The sequence below is a fragment of the Desulfarculus baarsii DSM 2075 genome (assembly GCF_000143965.1).
Taxonomy (GTDB): domain Bacteria; phylum Desulfobacterota; class Desulfarculia; order Desulfarculales; family Desulfarculaceae; genus Desulfarculus; species Desulfarculus baarsii.
Genome location: NC_014365.1, coordinates 1,285,205 through 1,303,033 on the forward strand (window position 1 = coordinate 1,285,205; position 17,829 = coordinate 1,303,033).

The 17,829-nt window shown below is 66.7% G+C and carries 12 protein-coding genes; 3 read left to right on the forward strand and 9 right to left on the reverse strand.

Annotation, left to right across the window (positions count from 1 at the left end; genetic code table 11):
• Positions 1–9: 9 nt before the first annotated feature.
• Positions 10–687, reverse strand: coding sequence for a type 1 glutamine amidotransferase (locus DEBA_RS05755; RefSeq protein ID WP_013257975.1), 678 nt, complete (start codon positions 685–687; stop codon positions 10–12).
• Positions 684–2,381: an NAD+ synthase gene (locus DEBA_RS05760; protein WP_013257976.1), complete on the reverse strand. Its 1,698-nt coding sequence runs from the start codon at positions 2,379–2,381 to the stop codon at positions 684–686. Before DEBA_RS05760 ends, DEBA_RS05755 begins: the two co-directional genes overlap by 4 nt.
• Positions 2,382–2,842: 461 nt before the next feature.
• Between DEBA_RS05760 and DEBA_RS05765 the strand changes: the two genes are divergently transcribed.
• A complete protein-coding gene (locus DEBA_RS05765; protein ID WP_013257977.1) occupies positions 2,843–3,832 on the forward strand; it encodes a DUF128 domain-containing protein in 990 nt (329 codons plus the stop codon).
• 191 nt (positions 3,833–4,023) lie between these two features.
• Positions 4,024–4,860, forward strand: a complete 837-nt coding sequence (locus tag DEBA_RS05770; RefSeq protein ID WP_013257978.1) for a hypothetical protein — start codon at positions 4,024–4,026, stop codon at positions 4,858–4,860.
• A gap of 72 nt (positions 4,861–4,932) precedes the next feature.
• Here the strand turns inward: DEBA_RS05770 and DEBA_RS16875 are convergent, their stop codons facing one another.
• The 4 genes from DEBA_RS16875 to DEBA_RS05785 are packed head-to-tail and all read right to left on the reverse strand — an operon-like array spanning position 4,933 to position 8,514.
• Positions 4,933–5,574, reverse strand: a complete 642-nt coding sequence (locus DEBA_RS16875; RefSeq protein WP_013257979.1) for a response regulator — start codon at positions 5,572–5,574, stop codon at positions 4,933–4,935.
• Complete coding sequence (locus tag DEBA_RS05780; RefSeq protein ID WP_013257980.1) at positions 5,574–6,446, reverse strand: 4-hydroxybenzoate octaprenyltransferase; 873 nt, start codon at positions 6,444–6,446, stop codon at positions 5,574–5,576. The genes DEBA_RS16875 and DEBA_RS05780 overlap by 1 nt, the downstream gene beginning before the upstream one ends.
• A 14-nt stretch (positions 6,447–6,460) precedes the next feature.
• Positions 6,461–7,048, reverse strand: coding sequence for a hypothetical protein (locus DEBA_RS18075; protein ID WP_148227799.1), 588 nt, complete (start codon positions 7,046–7,048; stop codon positions 6,461–6,463).
• Between the two features lie 8 nt (positions 7,049–7,056).
• Positions 7,057–8,514: a menaquinone biosynthesis decarboxylase gene (locus DEBA_RS05785; RefSeq protein WP_013257981.1), complete on the reverse strand. Its 1,458-nt coding sequence runs from the start codon at positions 8,512–8,514 to the stop codon at positions 7,057–7,059.
• A gap of 149 nt (positions 8,515–8,663) precedes the next feature.
• Between DEBA_RS05785 and DEBA_RS05790 the strand changes: the two genes are divergently transcribed.
• Positions 8,664–12,299, forward strand: coding sequence for a PAS domain S-box protein (locus tag DEBA_RS05790; RefSeq protein WP_013257982.1), 3,636 nt, complete (start codon positions 8,664–8,666; stop codon positions 12,297–12,299).
• Between the two features lie 17 nt (positions 12,300–12,316).
• On the opposite strand, the gene DEBA_RS05795 is transcribed toward DEBA_RS05790, so the two are convergent.
• From DEBA_RS05795 to DEBA_RS05805, 3 genes are read right to left on the reverse strand one after another with little or no spacing between them, the layout of a single operon-like run.
• Positions 12,317–15,364 (reverse strand): AAA family ATPase, encoded by a 3,048-nt coding sequence (locus DEBA_RS05795; protein WP_013257983.1) that lies wholly within the window; start codon positions 15,362–15,364, stop codon positions 12,317–12,319.
• Complete coding sequence (locus tag DEBA_RS05800; RefSeq protein ID WP_013257984.1) at positions 15,364–16,503, reverse strand: exonuclease SbcCD subunit D; 1,140 nt, start codon at positions 16,501–16,503, stop codon at positions 15,364–15,366. The genes DEBA_RS05795 and DEBA_RS05800 overlap by 1 nt, the downstream gene beginning before the upstream one ends.
• Positions 16,503–17,735 carry a M20 family metallo-hydrolase gene (locus tag DEBA_RS05805; protein WP_013257985.1) on the reverse strand — a complete coding sequence of 411 codons (1,233 nt, stop codon included), beginning with the start codon at positions 17,733–17,735 and terminating at the stop codon, positions 16,503–16,505. The genes DEBA_RS05800 and DEBA_RS05805 overlap by 1 nt, the downstream gene beginning before the upstream one ends.
• Positions 17,736–17,829 lie beyond the last annotated feature (94 nt).

Consider the following 17,829-nt stretch of genomic DNA (forward strand, 5'->3'; position numbering starts at 1 on the left):
CCGGCGGCCCTAGCGGCCCGAAAGCGCGGCCCAGAGATTGCCGTAAATCCGCTGGGCGTGCTGGTTCATTATTTTACCTTGATCGGCCCAGCCAGGCGCGATTTCCTGGCGCTGGGCCGGGTTTTCGTACCACTGGTCGACGATGGCCGCGTCGACCTCCACGTGGAATTGCAGGGCGTGGCCCCGGCCGAAGCGAAAGGCCTGGTGGGGGCAGCGCTCCGAGGCGGCCAGCAACTCCGCGCCGGCGGGGATGTGAAACATGTCGTTGTGCCACTGCAACACCCAGGGGCGCTCGTCCAGCCCGGCCAAGAGGGGATCGGCCAGGCCGGCCGGGGTCAGCTCGATCTGAAACCAGCCCACTTCCGGCCGCGGCGAACGCGTCACCGGCGCGCCCAGGGCCTTGGCCATGAGCTGGGATCCCAGGCACACGCCGAGCACCGGCCGGCCGGCCAACAGGGCCCGGCGCAGCAGGGCAGTCTCGGCGGCCAGCCAGGGGTGCTCGGCTTCGTCGTAGACGTTCATGGGCCCGCCCATGCTGACGATCAGGCCATAGCCGGCGTCGTCGGCCGGCAAGGCCTGGCCGGCGTAAAGATGGCGCACGTCCAGGGCGCAACCCTTGTCGGCCAGAAAAGCGCCCAGCGTGCCCGCCGGCTCGGCCGGATGATGCTGCAAAATCAAGACGTTCATTGACCCTCCCAGCCCGGGCGGTAGCGGTTGGTGATGGGCAGACGCCGGTCGCGGCCAAAGGCCTTGGGCGTGATCTTCACCCCCGGCGGGGCCTGGCGGCGCTTGTATTCGTTGAGATCGACCATGCGCACGACCTTGGCCACCACGTCCTTGTCGGCCAGGCCCAGGGCGGCGATCTCGTCGAGGACCATGTCCTGCTCGACATAGGCCTGCAAGATGGGGTCGAGCACGTCGTACTCGGGCAACGAGTCGGTGTCTTTCTGATCGGGGCGCAACTCGGCCGAGGGCGGTCGCTCGATGGTGCTGGCGGGGATCAGCTCGCGGCCGGCCCGTTGGTTGACCCGCCGGGCCAGGCGATAAACCAGCGTCTTGGGCACGTCCTTGATCAGGGCGAAGCCGCCGGCCATGTCGCCGTAGAGCGTGCAATAGCCCACGGCGGTCTCGCTCTTGTTGCCGGTGGTCAGCACCAGCCAGCCAAAGCGGTTGGACAGGGTCATCAGGATGGCCCCACGGATGCGCGCTTGGAGGTTTTCGGCCTCGACGCCCAGGGGGCCTGGGCCCAGGGCCGGGCGCATCTGGTCGATAAAGACGTCGTAGACGCCCTTCAACGGCACGGTGAGCAGCTCCACGCCCAGGTTGGCGGCCAGCAGTTGGGCGTCGGAGAGGGTCTCGCCCGAGGTGTATTGGCTGGGCATGGTCACGCCCACCACGTTTTGGGCCCCCAGGGCGCTGACGGCCACGGCGGCGGTCAGGGCCGAATCAATGCCGCCGCTGAGGCCCAGGGTCACCTTGCCAAAGCCGTTTTTGCGCACGTAGTCGGCCAGGCCCAGGCCCAGGGCGGCCAGCACTTCGTCTTCGGTGTTTAGCTCCGGCGCGCGGGTTTGGGCGGCAATTTTGCCGCTTGGCGCGGCCGGAGCGGCCACGTGGACGATCGTCGCGCCGGGCGTGGGCCGAGGCGGCCGCGTCGGCAGTTCCAGGTCGTGGATATACAGCCCCTGAGTGAAACGCGGCGCGCAGGCGCTCAATTGGCCGTCCGGGTCGATGATCATGCTGCCGCCGTCAAAGACCAGCTCATCCTGGCCGCCGACCAGGTTGGCATAGCACATGGCCGCGCCGGAACGCCTGGCGAATCCGCCGAGGATCTCCAGGCGCTGGCCCAGCTTGCCGGCGTGAAAAGGCGAACCGGAGATGTTGATCGTCAGGCCCACGCCGGCCTGGGCCGCCACGCGCTCGACTTGGTTGCCGGCCAGCCACACGTCCTCGCAGATCGAGACCAGCACGCCAGTCCCGCCCATGTCGAGGATCAGGCACTCGTCGCCGGCGGCGAAGTAGCGCCGCTCGTCAAAGACGCCGTAGTTGGGCAGCTCGATCTTGCGATAGACCGCCGCCACCCGGCCCTCGGCCAGCACGGCCGCGGCGTTGCGCACCACCCCGCCCTCGGCCAGCGGAAAACCCACCACCGCCGTTACGCCCCGCGCCGCCAGGGCCAGGCGCTCCACGGCGGCCCGGGCGTCGGCCAAAAAACGCGGCTTGAGCAGCAGGTCTTCGGGGGGATAGCCGCAAACGGCCAGCTCGGGAAAGCAGACCACGCCCGCTTGGGCCTGGCGGGCCTGGGCCATGTAGTCGAGGATCATGGCCGTGTTGGCCGCCAGGTCACCCACGGTGGGGTTGATCTGGGCCTGGGCGATGCGCAAAAAAACGCCTCCCGCCGGGTCGGAGCGACTGGTGGCCGGGCCGCGTCGGCCCGCGGGCGCGAAAGCCCTCCCACCGGCCTGGCTGGCCCGTGGGCCGCCTCGGTCTCCGCCCGATGTTCCGGTTGTGGCGGCAAAAGAGGGCGACGACGCCCCCTCGAGAAATTTGTGTTGCAATCCCGCGTGATTGCCGCTTGTTTCGCCTTGACCGCGCCCAATGCGGCAATGGCTGCATTTATGCCACGTAAATGTCATTTTGTCAATAGCCCCCGCCAGTCAATGGGTCTTGGGCAAACTTGCCGTTCACTGCGTGCTGATTAGCACAACTAACAATGACGCACAACATATAAGTTGGCGCTGGCCTGCCAAAACCGGCCCGATCAACCCGGCAATATTGCCGTTTTGGCTTGACAGCGCCCCTGGCGGAGGCTAGCCTTGGCTGGCGTCAAGTTTGGAGTGCCGTGATGGACGAAAGAAGCCGCCGCAAACTGCTCGATATCCTGCGCGTATTGGCCGAGGCCGACCGCCCCCTGGGCGGCACGCGCATCGCCCACGCCCTCAATCTGGCCGGCAAGGACATGAGCCAGCGGACGATCCGCTATTACCTCAACCTCACCGACGCCGAGGGGCTCACCGAAAGCGTCGGCCGCCGGGGCCGCCAGCTCACCACGCGGGGCAAGGCCGAGTTGGAGAGCGCCTACGTCGTCGACAAGGTCGGCTTTGTCGCCGCCCGGGCCGACGCCCTGACCTATGGCATGAATTTCCGCCTGCGCCAGGGCAAGGGCAGCGTGGTCGTCAACATCTCCACCTTCGAGACGGCCCGGGCCGGCCACGCCATCGAGGTCATGCGCCGGGTCTATCAGGCCGGCCTGAGCATGGGCCAGCGCCTGGCCCTGGCCGGGGCCGGCGCGCGCCTGGGTCGGTTGGTCGTTCAACCAGGCGAGATGGCCGTGGCCACCATCTGTTCGATCAGCGTCAACGGCGTGCTGCTGGCCGAGGGCATCCCCACCACCAACCGTTTCGGCGGCCTGCTGCAGATGCGCGGCGGCAAACCCCAGCGCTTTTTGCAGATCATTAACTACGACGGCACCACCCTCGATCCGCTGGAGATCTTCATCAAGGGCCAGATGACCAGCGTCAGCCAGGCCGCGGCCACCGGCGACGGCGTGGTCGGGGCCAGTTTTCGCGAGATCCCCACCCAGGCCGCCGAGGCCGCCCGCCGCCTGGGCGCGCGCATGGAGCGGGCCGGCCTGGGCGGCATCTTGATGATCGGCCGGCCCGGCCAGCCCCTGCTGGAGGTGCCGGTGTCCCAGGGCCGGGTGGGCATGATCGTTTTGGGCGGGCTCAACCCCATGGCCGCCGTCGAGGAAGTGGGCGTGCCCACCGGCAACCGGGCCATGGGCACGCTGTTGCCCTTCGAAGACCTGCGCCCTTTCACCGAAGTGCTGCGCTAAAGAGCGCGCCCGGCTGGCCTAACTCCGCGCGGCGCGTTACTTTTTGTTGACACAGCCAGCGCCATCCCCCTAAATTGACGCCGTATCCCGCGTAGACCAACGTCGCGAACCAAGCGCGCCATTTTCGCGAAAGCGTGGCGTTGCGCGATGGTTCATCCGTCCGTCCGTTATCGATAAAAGGAGGCTGTTTCATGCGCAAAAACACGCTGAGCGCGCTGGCCGTGATTTGGGCCTTGGCTCTCTGTTCACCCGCGGTGGTCTGGGGCCAAAGCCTGGCCGATCCGGCCGCCATGACGCCCAAGGGCCAGTTCGCTCTGGGGCTGGATTTGTCTTATCTGTTCGAGCAACAGACCGCCGACTTCGACCTGCGCTCGGACGACTCCAACGGAGATTCCGGCTATAGCAGAAACTCCGGCAAGATCAAAAACGACCAATGCTACCTGCTGAACCTGAGCTATGGCGTCGCCGATTGGCTGAGCGTTTTCGCCCAGGCCGGCGTGGTCAATGGCGGCAAGCTCATCGAGACCAACAGAGACTACCCCGAAGAATGGGAGATCAAGCTGCGCAGCCAGTTTGTCTGGGGCGTGGGGGCCAAGGCCCGGGCCTTCAAGCTCGATAACGGCCTGGCTCTGGGCCTGGCGGCCCGCTACCTGCGCTACGACAACCGCAAGATGGTCGACTGGCGCGACAACGTCACCGGCCGCAGCGCCGACCAAAATTGGTCCACCGACGAGGAACTGGACTATTGGCAGGCCGACCTGGCCGCCACGCTCTCCATGCCCTTTGGCCCCGTCACCCCCTACGTGGGCCTGGGCTACAGCTACTTCGAGGCCAAGGAAAGCGGTCGTTGGACCAGCAAAAGCGATCCGAGCTACTACGCCAACTACGACGCCAAGATGAAAAGCGACAACGAGCTGCTGGCCCTGTGCGGCTTGGACGTGGCGTTGGGTCACGGTTTGTCGCTCTACGCCCAGGCCGAGTTCGTGGCCCGCACCACCGTGGGCCTGGGTCTGAACTGGTCGTTCTAGGTCGCGGCGAAAAACGAGCCTCCAGGCCATCGCCCCACGGGGCGGCGGCCTTTTTTCGCGCCGCCGTGGGCCTCAGGCCAGGGCCTGACGCACCAGGGCCAGGATCTGCGAGGGCCGGAAGGGCTTGCTCAGGGCCGGATAGCCCAGGCGCTCGATCTCCTCGCGCAGCTCGGCGCGCACGGCGTGGGTGCCAAAAAAGCCGCTGATGAAGATGGCCTTGAGCGCGGCGTCGCGACGGCGCAGGTGGCGGATCATCTCCACGCCGTTCATGACGGGCATGACCACGTCGGTGATGACCAACTCCGGCCGAAAGATCAGGTGCTCGCGCAGGCCCAGCGCGCCGTTGGCGGCGGTGGCCACGTGATAGCCCTCCAGGCCCAGCAGGTCGGCCAGGTTGTCCTTGAGGCCGTCCTCGTCCTCGACCACCAGCACCCGGGGGTGACCGTCGCTGGCCTGACCCCGCCGGCCCAAAAAACGCGCCAGATCGTCGTCGCTGGTCTGGTCCAGGCGGCATTTGATCTGGTTGAGGCGGACTTGGCCCTGGTTGGCGGCGTCGCTGCGGCGTCGGTGCAGGTCGGGGTGGTAGACCTTGCATAGCAGGTGATAGCTGCTGCGCACGTAGCGCACGGCGGCCTCGGAGCCCAGGTCTTGGGCGATCTCGGCGGCTTTTTCCAGCACGCCCAAAAAACGCAGGTCGTTTTCCAGGCTGTCCATCAGGCGCTCGCCAGGCGGTCGATCAGCAAAAACAGGAAATAGGCGATGGAGACCACGCCGTTGACCGTGAAAAAGGCCATGGGGATGTTGGCCCGCTTGACGGCCACCAAGACGTGCTCGACCAGCAAGAGCAGGGCGATCAGCGCCACGCCAGTCAGATAGATCCGCCCCAGGCCAAACAGCGGCCCCAGGGCCCAAAAGCCCAGCGCCGCCAGCAGGTGCAGGCCCCGGCTGATCCACAGCGCGCCATGCAGGCCCAGGCGGGCCGGCAACGAATGGAGCTTATGCGCGCGGTCGAAGTCTATATCCTGGCAGGCGTAGATGATGTCGAAGCCGCCCACCCAGCAGGCCACGGCCAGGGCCAGCAGCACGATGGGCCAATCCAGCGCGCCGGTCATGGCCACCCAGGCGCCCAGCGGGGCCAGGGCCGTGGCCAGGCCCAGCCAGATGTGGCACAAGAACGTGAAACGCTTGGCAAAGCTGTAGCCCAGCACCCAGGCCAAGGCCACCGGCGATAGATATAGGCAGGCCGGCCCCAGCATGGCCGAGGCCAAAACAAACGCCGCGCAGGCGGCGATCAGCCAGGCCCAGGCCAGGGGCTTGCTCACCCGGCCGCTGACCATGGGGCGCGCGGCGGTGCGCGGGTTTTGGGCGTCGTAGCGCAGATCGGCGATGCGGTTGATGACCATGGCCGCGCTGCGGGCGGCCACCAGGGCCACGACGATCCAAAAGCCCTTGGCCCAGGTCAGCGTGGCCTGGCCCATGGCCAGCACCACCGCCGATAGGGCAAAGGGAAATAAAAAGACGGTGTGGCTGAATTTGACCAGCTCGCCAAAATCTTTGATGCGGGCAAATGCGAGGCTTGTTTTCATGTAAGCTGGTATTGTCATCTCTGGGGTACAATATTGGGTATCACGCTGAAATTTACACAAAGTGGCGTTGTTAATTCCCTTTGGCGGTTAGTTTCACTAAAGTATCTTGCTGTCACCGTCACGCCAGCGATGGTTGGTAAATTTTTTATATCATCGTCGGAGTATCCAAATGTTGTAGGAAACAACACCCCGAGGCGATCATTTTCCCCATCGTAAAATTCGAAATCTAATTCTTGCTCTGGGGAAAGGGAGAATTTTTTACTAAAAAGTGTTTTGTTATATTTCGTAATATCGGGATGGTTGCATTCAAGTCCGATATCCATCGCGATAGAGTGACCTATATTTTTTATGCGTAACATATAAATGTCTTTTCTATAATCAGATGTATTCTTGTCTGCCTTCTTCTGATATACATACATTATGAGCTTTGGATCGATCTGCGCCTCGCGGAGTCTCTTTGTTTCCGCATGCAGTTGCCGTGCAAAATAGCTGTTGACGGCGGCGGAAATAGCGCCAACAGCCGTCAAAATAACGCCTACCCAAACTTGCCAGTATGAGGATTGTTCTGCGGCAACGGTGTTGAAATTAAAGATAATATCCATAATCTCCCCTACGCCAGCCCCCACTTTTTCAGCTTGTCCAGGGCCTTTTTTTGCACCTCGGGCGTCATTTCCACGCGCTCGGGCCAGGGCCGGTGAAAGCCCTCGTCGGCGGTCTTGCGCGTGCCGTCCAGGCCCATCTTGCTGTGCAGCCAGGGCAGTTGGGCCGCGTGGTCCAGGGCGTCGGCCGGCCCCCGCGTGAACAACACGTCGCGCTGGGGGTCGATGTGGTTCAAGGCCTCCCACCAGGCCTCCTGGGGGTCTTGCACGTTGACGTGCTTGTCGACGATCACCAGCACCTTGGCGAACATCATCTGGCCCGTGCCCCACAGGGCGTTCATCACCTTGAAGGCGTGCCCCGGATATTGCTTGTCGATGGCCACGAACACCAGGTTGTGAAAAACGCCCTCGGCCGGCATGTGGTAATCGACCACCTCGGGCAGCACGGCTTGCAACAGCGGCAAAAAGATGCGCTCGGTGGCCAGGCCCAGGTAAAAATCCTCCATGGGCGGCCGGCCGACGATGGTGGCCGGATAGATGAAGTCCTTGCGGTGGGTGATGTGGGTCACGTGAAAGACGGGGTATTTGTCTTCCAGGCTGTAAAAGCCGGTGTGGTCGCCAAAGGGGCCTTCCACGCGCATGGGCTCGGCCGGATCGACATAGCCCTCGATGACTGCCTCGGCCTCGGCGGGAACCAGCAGATCGCACGAGACGGCCTTGGTCACCCGCAGGGGGCTTTCCAGCAAAAACCCCGAAAACATCAGTTCGTCAACGGCCTCGGGCAACGGCGCGCAGGCGGCGTAGGTGGTGGCCGGCGGGCCGCCCAGGGCCACGGCCACGGGAAGTTTTTGGCCCAACGCACGGGCCTTGGCCAGATGGGCCGCGCCGCCCTTGTGCCTGTGCCAATGCATGCCCGTGGTCTGGGGGCCGAACTTCTGCATGCGATACATGCCGATATTCTGGCGGCCGGTCTGCGGATCGGCGGTGATGACCTGGGGCAGGGTGATGAAGGGGCCGGCGTCGCCGGGCCAGCAGGTCAGGATGGGCAAAATGTCCAGCGAGGCCCGCGCGCCTTCCAGGATAACCTCTTGGCAGGAGGCGTTTTTGACCTCCTTGGGCTTGAAGGCGGCTAGCTGCTTGAGCTTGGGCAGGGCGCTTCTGACCTTGGCCCACAGGCCGTCGGGGATCTCCATCTCCATCATCGCCCGGATGCGCGCGGCCACGTCCTCCAGGCGCTCGACGCCCAGGGCCGCGGCCATGCGCTGGCGCGAGCCGAACAGGTTGATGGCGATGGGCCGGCCGCCGCCCTTGGTTTTTTCGAACAACAGGGCCGGGCCGCCGGCCTTCATCACCGGGTCGCAGAGGGCCGTCACTTCCAGGAACGGATCGACCTCCTCGGCGATGCGCCTCAGCCAGCCGCGTTTTTCCAGATCGTTGACAAACTGGCCCATGCTTTGCGGCGCGGACATGATTCTCCATCCGGCATAAGTTGACGATGACGTTACTATAACTTAGGCTGTGGCCCGGCGCAATCGGCGGCGGCGGCGCATGCGCCTTGACGGAAGTTGGCAAAACCGCTTACACTTCTTACAAGATATAGAATAATTGGACGCCAACGATGTTCGCCAATTTGCTGTATAACGCCGTTCTGCTGTTGGCTTTGGGCTATCTATACAGCCTGATCGCGCGTCGTTGGGATGCGTCCACCATTGCCGGGCAAATCCACAAGGGCCTGCTTTTCGGCGCGGTGGCGTTGGGGGTGATGTACAACCCGGTGACGCTGTTGCCGGGGCTGGTGTTCGACACGCGCTCGGCGGTGCTTGGCGTGGCGGGGCTTTTTGGCGGCCCGCTGACGGCGGCCATCGCGGTGGTCATGGCCGCGGCCTATCGCGTCTGGTACGGCGGCTCGGGCGTTTTAACAGGCGTTTTGGTGGCTTGCCTCTCGGGGGGCATCGGCGCGGCTTATTACCTGTGGCTGCGCCGGCGCGGCAAGTCACTGGGGACGCTGGGGCTCTACGTCTTCGGCGTGGTCGTTCACGTGGCCATGCTTTTGGGCATGCTGAGCCTGGGCTGGACGGCGGCCAAGATGGTTTTGGCCAACATCGCCGCGCCGGTGATGTTGATCTACCCGGTGGTTACGTTGCTGCTGGCCCTGCTGCTGGCCGATGGCGAAAAATACATCGAGACCGAAAAGCGCCTGGCGGCCAGTGAAAATCGCTTTCGGCTGAGCTTTGACAACGCCAACATCGGCATGGTCATCGTCGGCGTCGATGGCCGTTTGGTGCTGGCCAACGAGCAATTCGCCGCCATGCTCGGCTACGACAAAGACGAGCTGATCGGCCTGCACTTCAACGAGATCACCCATCCCGACGACCGCGACATCGGCAAGGATTACGTGGCCAGCACCGTGACCGGCCAGGCAGCCTCGGCCAGGTACGAAAAACGTTATCTGCGCAAGGACGGCGCGGTGGTCTGGGCGCGCGTCTCGCTGTCGTTGGTGCGCGACGCCGCCGGAAAGCCGCTGCATTTCATCTCCCACGCCCAGGATATCTCCGAAAGCAAAAAGGCCGAGGAGGCCCTGCGCGAAAGCGAATATCGCTTTCGGTATTTCGTGGAAAACGCCAATGATATCGTCTACGCCCTGTCGCCCGAGGGATCGTTCACTTACATTACGCCCAATTGGTTCGATTATTTCGGCGAGCCGGCCGAGGAGGCCCTTGGCAAGACATTCGAGCCATACGTGCACCCCGACGACGTGGGCGCGTGCCGGGCGTTTCTGACCAAGGTGCTGGAGACCGGCCAAAAGCAATCCAGCGTGGAATACCGCGTCCAGCGCCGCGACGGATCCTGGCGCTGGCATGTGTCCAATGGCGCGCCGCTGCGCGACGCCCAGGGCGCGATCATCGGCTACGTGGGCATCGCCCGCGACGTGACCGAGAGCAAAAACACCGCCGAGGCCCTGCGCGAGGCGGCGCTACGCCTGCAAGAGGCGGTCCGGGCGGCCAACGTGGGCCTGTGGGATTGGCGCCTGGATACGGACGAGGTCTTTTATTCATCCGAGTGGAAGCGCCAGATCGGCTTCGAGGACCACGAGATCGGCAACGATTTCGCGGAGTGGGAGAGCCGTGTCCACCCCGAGGATCTGGCGCCGACCATGGCGTTGATCCAGCGGACGCTGGACGGCCGGGCCGCCAAGCTCCAGTTGGAGTTTCGTTTTCGGCACAAGGACGGCTCGTATCGCTGGATCATGGCCCAGGGCTCGGTGCTGCGCGACGAGGCGGGCCGGGCCACGCGCATGCTGGGCTCGCACATCGACATCACCGAGCGCAAGCAGGCCGAGGCGGCCCTGCGCGAGAGCGAACGGACCCTGCACACGCTCATGGCCAACCTGCCGGGCATGGCCTACCGTTGCCGAAATGATGAACACTGGACCATGGAGTTTGTCAGCCAGGGTTGCCTGGCCCTGACCGGCTATCGGCCCGAGGAATTGATGATCGGCGGGCGCGTGTCCTACGCCCAGGTCATCCGCCCCGAGGACCGGGAGATGGTCGCCCAGACCGTGCGGCGGGCCTTGGGGCGTCGTGAAGTGTTCGAGCTGATTTACATCATCCAGACCGCCCAGGGCGGGCAAAAGTGGGTTTGGGAGCGGGGCTGCGGTGTTTTCGGCGATGATGGTCGGCTGCTGGCCGTCGAGGGCTTCATCAGCGACATGGACGAGCTCAAGCGGACCGAGGCGGCCCTGCGCGCCAACGAGCGGCGGCTCAGCGCCATCGTGGAGGCCATGCCCGACCCCATGGTGGTCTACGACGGCCAAGGCCGTGCCACCTATCTCAACCCGGCCTTTGGCCAGGTCTTTGGCTGGCGGCCCGAGGAACTGCTGGGCAAGGCCATCCCCTTCGTGCCCGACGACCAGAAAGAGGCGGTCGTGGCCACGATCAAAGACCTGTTCGCCCACGGCGGGCCGGTGACCATGGAGACCAAGCGCCTGACCAAGGACGGCCGCCTGCTCGACATCGTCATCAGCGCGGCCAGGGTTTTGGACGAGGCCGGCCGCGTCACGGGCATGGTCGTCAACCTCACCGACGTCACCCACACCAAGCGCCTGGAGGCCCAACTGCGCCAGGCCCAGAAAATGGAGGCCATCGGCACCCTGGCCGGCGGCATCGCCCACGATTTCAACAACATCCTCACGGCCATCTCCGGCAACGCCGAGCTGGCCCTGGACCGCGCCAGGCAGGGAGCGGCCACCCCGGCCGAGCTGGAAAAAATCCTCGGGGCCGCCGACCGCGCCAGGCGCCTGATCAAAAAGATCATGTTTTTCAGCCGCAAGGTCGAGTTCCATCCCCAGCCGTTGAACCTGAACAAAGTGGTCACCGACGCCGTTTCCATCATCGAGCGGGCCATCCCCAAGATGATCTCGGTGGAGCTGCGCCTGGAGCCCACGCCGTGGACGATCAAGGGCGACGCCACTCAACTGGAGCAGATCATCCTCAACCTGGCCAGCAACGCCCAGGACGCCATGCAAAACGGCGGCAGGCTGATCATCGAGACAGCCAACGTGTGTCTGGACGAAAAAGACGCGGCCAGCCATTTTCACATGGCCGCCGGCGATTATCTGCGCTTGACCGTCTCCGACACCGGCGTGGGCATCGACAAGCACATCCTGGAGCACATCTTCGAGCCTTTTTACACCACCAAGGAAATCGGCAAAGGCACGGGCATGGGCCTGGCCTCGGTTTATGGCGCGGTGCAAAACCACGGCGGGCATATCTATTGTTATAGCGAGCCGGGGCAAGGCACGGTGTTCAAATGCTATCTGCCGGCCATCCGCGAGGACGCCGAACGCCTCGCAGCGCCCGCTTTCGAAGTGGAGGCGATCGCCGGCGGCGCGGAGACGCTTCTGCTGGTCGATGACGAGGCGGCCCTGCGTGAGCTGAGCGGCGAGATGCTGGAGGCCGAGGGCTATCGGGTGCTGACCGCCGACAGCGGCGAGCGGGCCATCGATATCTTTCGCGACTCGGAGAGCCGCGTGGACTTGGTGGTGATGGACCTGGGCATGCCCGGCATGGGCGGCCACAAGGCCCTGAAGGAAATCCTGGCCATCGATCCCAAGGCCAAGGTGATCATCGCCAGCGGCTATCTGGCCGAGGGCCACATGCGCCAGGCCCTGGAGGCCGGCGCGGCCGGCTACGTGGCCAAGCCATATCGCCGGTTGGAGTTGCTCGCCGCCATCCGCCAGGCCCTCGACGCCTGAAAGGCCCGCTCGCCGCTTCAGAGCGCCAGGCGGGCCACGCTGCCGCGGCGGCTGGGGATGATCTCCAGCCGGGCGTCGATGCGCTCCTTCATTTCTTCGACGTGGGAGATCACGCCCACCGCGCGGCCGCCGTCGCGCAGGTCGATCAAGGCGGCCATGGCCAGGTCCAGGGCCTCGGCGTCCAGGCTGCCAAAGCCTTCATCGATGAAGATCGTCTCCAGCCGCACGCCGCCGGCATGGGCCTGGACCACCTCGGCCAGGGCCAGGGCCAGGGCCAACGAGGCCAGGAAGCTCTCGCCGCCCGAGAGGGTGCTGACCGGGCGTTGCGAGCCGTGATGGTCGTCGTCGACCATCAAGTCCAGGCCGGCGGCCTTGCGGCGGTCTTGGCGATCGACGGCGCGGCGCAGGGCGTAACGACCCCGGCTCATCCGGCCCAGGCGGCGCGAGGCCGCCTCCAGCACTTCGTCCAAAAGCGTGGCCAGCACGAAGCGCTGCAAGGTCACGCCCATGGCGTTTTGTCCGCCGGCCGCTTCGGCCACCCGGCCAATGACGCCGTGGTCTTGCTCCAAGGTGGCGACCTGGCTTGTCAAACGGCCCAACTCGTCTTGCCAGGCCCGGGCCTGGCGCAGGCGCTGGGCCAACTGACCGCCGGCGTCGATGGCCCGCTCCAGCGCTTGGGCGGCCTGGTTGGCGGCCAGCTCCAGGGCCGGCAGATCGGGTCGGCTCAGGCTGGCGGCGGCGGCTTGGGCGCGGGCCAGGCGGCCGGCGGCGGCGGCCTGGGCGGCGGCGAAATCTTGCAGGGCGCGCTGGCCCTCGGCCATGGTTTTTTCTTCCATCCGCGCGGCGGTCATTTGCGCTTCTTTGGCGAAACCGGCCAGGGCCAGGCGTCGGGCCAACTCCGCCTGGGCCAAGGCGGCTCGCGCGGCGGCCTCTTGGGCGGCCTCTTGGGCGGCGGCTCGCGCGGCCTGGGCGGCGGCCAAATCACGCGAGGCCAAGTCGTGGGTGGTCCGGGCTCGCTCCAGGGCGCTTTCCAGGCGCGTTAATTGATCCCGCGCTTGCCGGCTGGCCTGGGCCAGGGCCCCGGGCGGGCGCAGTTGCTCGGGCGTGTTTTGCGCGCGCTCGGCGTGGAGCGCCCGTTGGGCGGCCGTTTGGCGGGCCAGGTCTTGGAAGCTGGCTTGGGCGGCCAGCAGGGCGGCTTGGGCCTGGGCCAGCGCGCCTTGAGCGGCGACCTGGGCGGCCTGCAAGGCCGGCAGGCTTTGGCCGGCTCGATCGGCCTGGGCCAGGCGCTCGTTGGCTTCGTTGGCGCGGCGAGCCAGCTCTTCGGGCGATTCTTCGGCCAAGGGCCCCAGGGCCAGGCGTAGCTCTTCTTGCCGGCGGCGCAGTTCGACCAAATCGCGGGCAGCCCGCTCGGCCTGGCGTTCACGATCGGCCAGGGCCTGGCGGGCGCGCTCCACGGTTTGTTCGGCGGCCTCGAGGGCCTTTTGATCGGGCGCGTTTGGCTCGCCCTCGGCCGGGGCTGGGTGGTTGGTCGATCCGCAGACCGGGCAGGGCGCGCCGGGCGCTAGCCCCGCGGCCAGGGCCGCGGCCTGGCCGTCGCGCCACAGGCGCAGCAACTCGTCGCGCCGAGCTTGGGCTTGGGCCAGGGCGTCCTGGGCGTCCCGGGCCTGTTGCCCGGCCCAATCGGCGGCCCGGGTCTGCCCCGGCCCTTGGGCGGCCAGCTCGGCCAAGGCCAGCGCGTCTTGACGCTGCCTGGCGGTTTGTTGGGCCAATGATTTCAGGCCATCCAACTGGCCGGCCAGGGCGCGGGCCCGCTCCAGGGCGGCGGCGGCTTGCTGGGCTTGGGCCTGGCGCGCGGCCAGGTCATCCTCGGCGGCGGTCTGGGCCTGTTGGGCGGCCTGGGCCTCTTGTTGCAGCCGAGCCAAATCGGCGGCGGCTTGCTCTAATCCGGCCACGGTTTTTTCCAGGGCAGCCAGGCCCTCCAACCGCTCGCGGGCGCTTTGGCGCTCTGCCTCGCGGGCGCGCTCGGCCTCCAGGGCCTCGCTGGCCTTTTGCAGCGCTTGGCCGGCCTTGGCTTCCAGCCCTTGGCGCAGGGCCAGCGCGTCGGCCGATTTTTGTGCGTGATCAACGGCTTGGCCGCTGTTTTGCGCCACGTCTTCCAGGGCGGCGGCGCTTTGGGCCCGCGCCAGGGCCAGGCGCAGTTGGTCCATGGCCGGGGCTTGGGCGGCCAGATCGGCGGCGGCGCTTTGGGCCTGGGCCAGTTCGTCCAGGGCGGCGGCCTGGGCTTGGGCCTGATTCAGGGCCTGACGAGCGGCTTGTTCGGCCTGGCGCAGGCGCTCCCGCGCGTCCTGGTTTTGCCGCAAGTCCTCGGCCAAGGCGTCGATGCGCGCGGCCAGGGCGTCGGCGTTTTCCGCCTCGGCCTGGGCCAGGATGTTCTGGCCGGCCTGGAGCAGTTGGCGGATTTGCTCGGCCGCGCCGCGGGCTCGCTCCTTGAGCGCCTCGGTCAGGCGCTGATAAAAGCCCGTCTGGAACAGCGTGGCCAACACCGCCTCGCGCTCGCGGGAATCGGCCATCAGCAGCCGGCGAAACTGGCCCTGGGGCAGGATCACCACCTGGCGAAACTGCTCTTGGCTAAAGCCCAGCAGCTCCTGGCAGGCCTCGCCGACCGGGGCCCAGCCGCTGGCCAAAACCTTGGCCGGGCCATCGTCCAGCCGCCAGAGGGTGGCTTCGGCCGGCTGGCGGGTGAAACCGGCGCCGCGTATTTTGGGCCGGAGGCGCTCTGGCCGACGCAGCACGCGAAACCGCCGCTGGCCCAGGGACCACTCCAGGCAGACCTCGGTGGCGGCGTGGTCCGGCGCGAAATCGCAGCGCAAGTTTCTGGCCTCGCGTTCGCCGCCGGAGCTGGCGCCGTAGAGGGCAAAGCAGATGGCGTCAAGGATGGTCGTCTTGCCCGCGCCGGTGGGGCCCTGGATCAAAAACGGCGAGCGCCCCTCCAGCCGCGAAAAGTCGATCTCCTGGCGCTGGATGAATGGCCCGAAGGCCTCCAGGCAAAGGCGCTCCACGCGCATCAGTGGGCCTCCCGTTCCTGGCGGCGCAGTTGGCGGGCCTCGGCGGCAAAGGCCTCGAGCATCGCCGGAGTGGCCTCCTGGCCGGTGGTCTGGCGATAAAACGCCGCGAAGATCTGGGCGTCGTCCAGGCGGCGGGGGTCGATCTGGCCCTGGGCCGGCGCGGTCGCCAGGTGGGGGCGGGTCACCTGGAGCACGTTGGGATAGACCGCGCGCAGCCGGCCGATGGCGTCGATGACCGGCTCGATATTTTGCAGCTCGACGCGCAGATAATCCTGGCGGCCGGTCGCGGGCGGATCGGCCAAAAGCTCCTCCAGCCGGCCGCCGATGATGCGCGCATCGCGCAGGGGTTCGATGGCGATGGCCCCAACGCCAGCCAGTCCGGCGGCGTCCAGTTCGACCAAACTCAGCGACTTGGGCTGATCGACCTCGGAAAACGAATATTTCAGCAACGAGCCGGCGTAGCGGGCGTTGACCCCGCTGACTTGCTGGGGCCGGTGCAGGTGGCCCAGGGCCACGTAGTCAAAGCCGCGAAAACGCTCCACCGCCACAGCGCCCGAGCCGCCCACCGACAGCGGCCGCTCGGAGAGGCTCTCCAGCCCGCCGGCCACGAAGGCGTGGGCCGCCAGCACCCGCCGCGCGCCGGCCGGGGCCGGGGCCAGATCGGCCAGACGGGCGGCAAAGGCCTGGTCGTGGTCGCGGGGGGCCTCGTCGGCCAAGACGGCGCGGACCACGGCCGGCTCGGCGTGGGCCAGGGCGTGGATGGCCACCGGGCCGTGGGCGTCGGACAGGATCAGCGGCGCTGGCCGGGCCTGGCAGGGGCCGAAAACATGCAGGCCGCCATGGGCCAGCAGGCGCGCGCCAAAGCCCAGGCGGCGCGGGCTGTCGTGGTTGCCGGCGATGACGATGACCAAGAGCTTGTGGCCCAGCACCAGCCGGGCCAAGGTGTCGTCCAAAAGCTCGACGGCCTCGGGCGGCGGCACGGCGCGATCGTAGACGTCGCCGGCGATGATGACGGCGTCGGGCCGCGTGTCGGCGGCGATGGCCGTCAGTTGATCCAGGGCGTGGGCCTGGTCCTCGATCAGCGGGGCCCCGTGCAGCACCCGGCCCAGGTGCCAGTCGGCGCTGTGCAGCAGGCGCATCAGCCCTCGAAACCGGCGTAGACCAGGGCGAAGACGGCGGCGTCCTTGATCAGGCCGTCGAGGCTGATCCATTCGTCTGGCATGTGGGCGGTGTCCACGGCCGTCTGCCAGACCGCCGCGGGCAGGCCCTTTTGGCGGAAAAAGGCCGCCACCGTGCCGCCGCCGATGCCATAGGGCCTGGCCTCCAGGCCCAGCACGCGCTTGACGGCCCGGCGCAGGGCCAGCACCACCGGCGCCTCGTCGGGCGTGGCCGGCGGGGCCTGCAACTTTTGCACGATCTCGACGTCGACGGTGGCCCCGTCCTCGGCGGCGATGGCCTCGAAGACGCGCCTGATCTCGGCGATGACCTCGCCCAGGCTTATGCCCGGCAGCATGCGGCAATCGAGGTAAAACACGTCACGGCCGGGCACGGTGTTGATGTTTTGCACGCCGGCGTCCTTGCGCGTGGCCTGCATGGTCGAGCCGGGCGGATCGAAGCGCGGGTCGGTCTGGGGATAGCGTTCGGCGATTTCGCCCACGGCGCAGATCATGCGGGCGGCGGCGTGCAGGGCGTTGACGCCCTTGTGGGGCATACTGGCGTGGACCTGGCGGCCGCTCACCTCCACGCGCAGCCAGAGCATGGATTTTTCCACCACCTCGATGCCCGAGCCGTCCTCCAGGCCCGAATCGGGCACGATGATCAGGTCGTCGGGGCCAAACAGATCGGGCCGCGCCTCCAGCACGTGGGCCAGGCCGTGTTTGGAGCTGGTCTCCTCGTCGGAGACCAGGATCAGCCCCACGTCGCCGGCCGGCTTGATGCCCAGGTCGATGAGGGCCTTCAGGCCGATGAGCGAACTGACCAGCCCGGCGTGGTTGTCGTTGACGCCGCGGCCATAAAGCTTGTCGCCATCGACGCGCAGGCGCCAGGGGTCGGAGCTCCACAACGCGGCGTCGCCCGGCGGCACCACGTCCAGGTGGCTAAGCACCCAGACCCGTCGCCCCGGCCCACCGGGGTAGGTCGCCGCCACGTTGGGCCGCGCGCCGCCGGCCGCCCTGGGATCGGGGGCGTCCACGCGCTGGACGGCCAGCCCCATGGCTTCCAGCCAGCCCTGGACCAGGGCCGCCTTGGCCGCCTCGCCCTGGCCGCCGTTGTCGGGCCCCAGGGCCGGGGTGGCCACCAGCGCTCGTTGGATTTCGATGATTTCCTGGCGATATTGTTCGACTTTTTCGATGATGAGCTGACTATTGTCCATGCGATGACTCCCTTGGCGCTGGCGTGGCTTTGGCCTTCGGGTCAGGGTAGCGCCGGCCGGGCCGGGCGTCAAGGCGCATTGACAGGCCGCGCCA

Coding starts and splice junctions, on each gene's coding strand:
- DEBA_RS05755 (WP_013257975.1), bottom strand. CDS start 687: ATGAACGTCTTGATTTTGCAGCATCATCCGGCCGAGCCGGCGGGCACG.
- DEBA_RS05765 (WP_013257977.1), top strand. CDS start 2,843: ATGGACGAAAGAAGCCGCCGCAAACTGCTCGATATCCTGCGCGTATTG.
- DEBA_RS05770 (WP_013257978.1), top strand. CDS start 4,024: ATGCGCAAAAACACGCTGAGCGCGCTGGCCGTGATTTGGGCCTTGGCT.
- DEBA_RS16875 (WP_013257979.1), bottom strand. CDS start 5,574: ATGGACAGCCTGGAAAACGACCTGCGTTTTTTGGGCGTGCTGGAAAAA.
- DEBA_RS05780 (WP_013257980.1), bottom strand. CDS start 6,446: ATGAAAACAAGCCTCGCATTTGCCCGCATCAAAGATTTTGGCGAGCTG.
- DEBA_RS18075 (WP_148227799.1), bottom strand. CDS start 7,048: ATGGATATTATCTTTAATTTCAACACCGTTGCCGCAGAACAATCCTCA.
- DEBA_RS05785 (WP_013257981.1), bottom strand. CDS start 8,514: ATGTCCGCGCCGCAAAGCATGGGCCAGTTTGTCAACGATCTGGAAAAA.
- DEBA_RS05790 (WP_013257982.1), top strand. CDS start 8,664: ATGTTCGCCAATTTGCTGTATAACGCCGTTCTGCTGTTGGCTTTGGGC.
- DEBA_RS05795 (WP_013257983.1), bottom strand. CDS start 15,364: ATGCGCGTGGAGCGCCTTTGCCTGGAGGCCTTCGGGCCATTCATCCAG.
- DEBA_RS05800 (WP_013257984.1), bottom strand. CDS start 16,503: ATGCGCCTGCTGCACAGCGCCGACTGGCACCTGGGCCGGGTGCTGCAC.
- DEBA_RS05805 (WP_013257985.1), bottom strand. CDS start 17,735: ATGGACAATAGTCAGCTCATCATCGAAAAAGTCGAACAATATCGCCAG.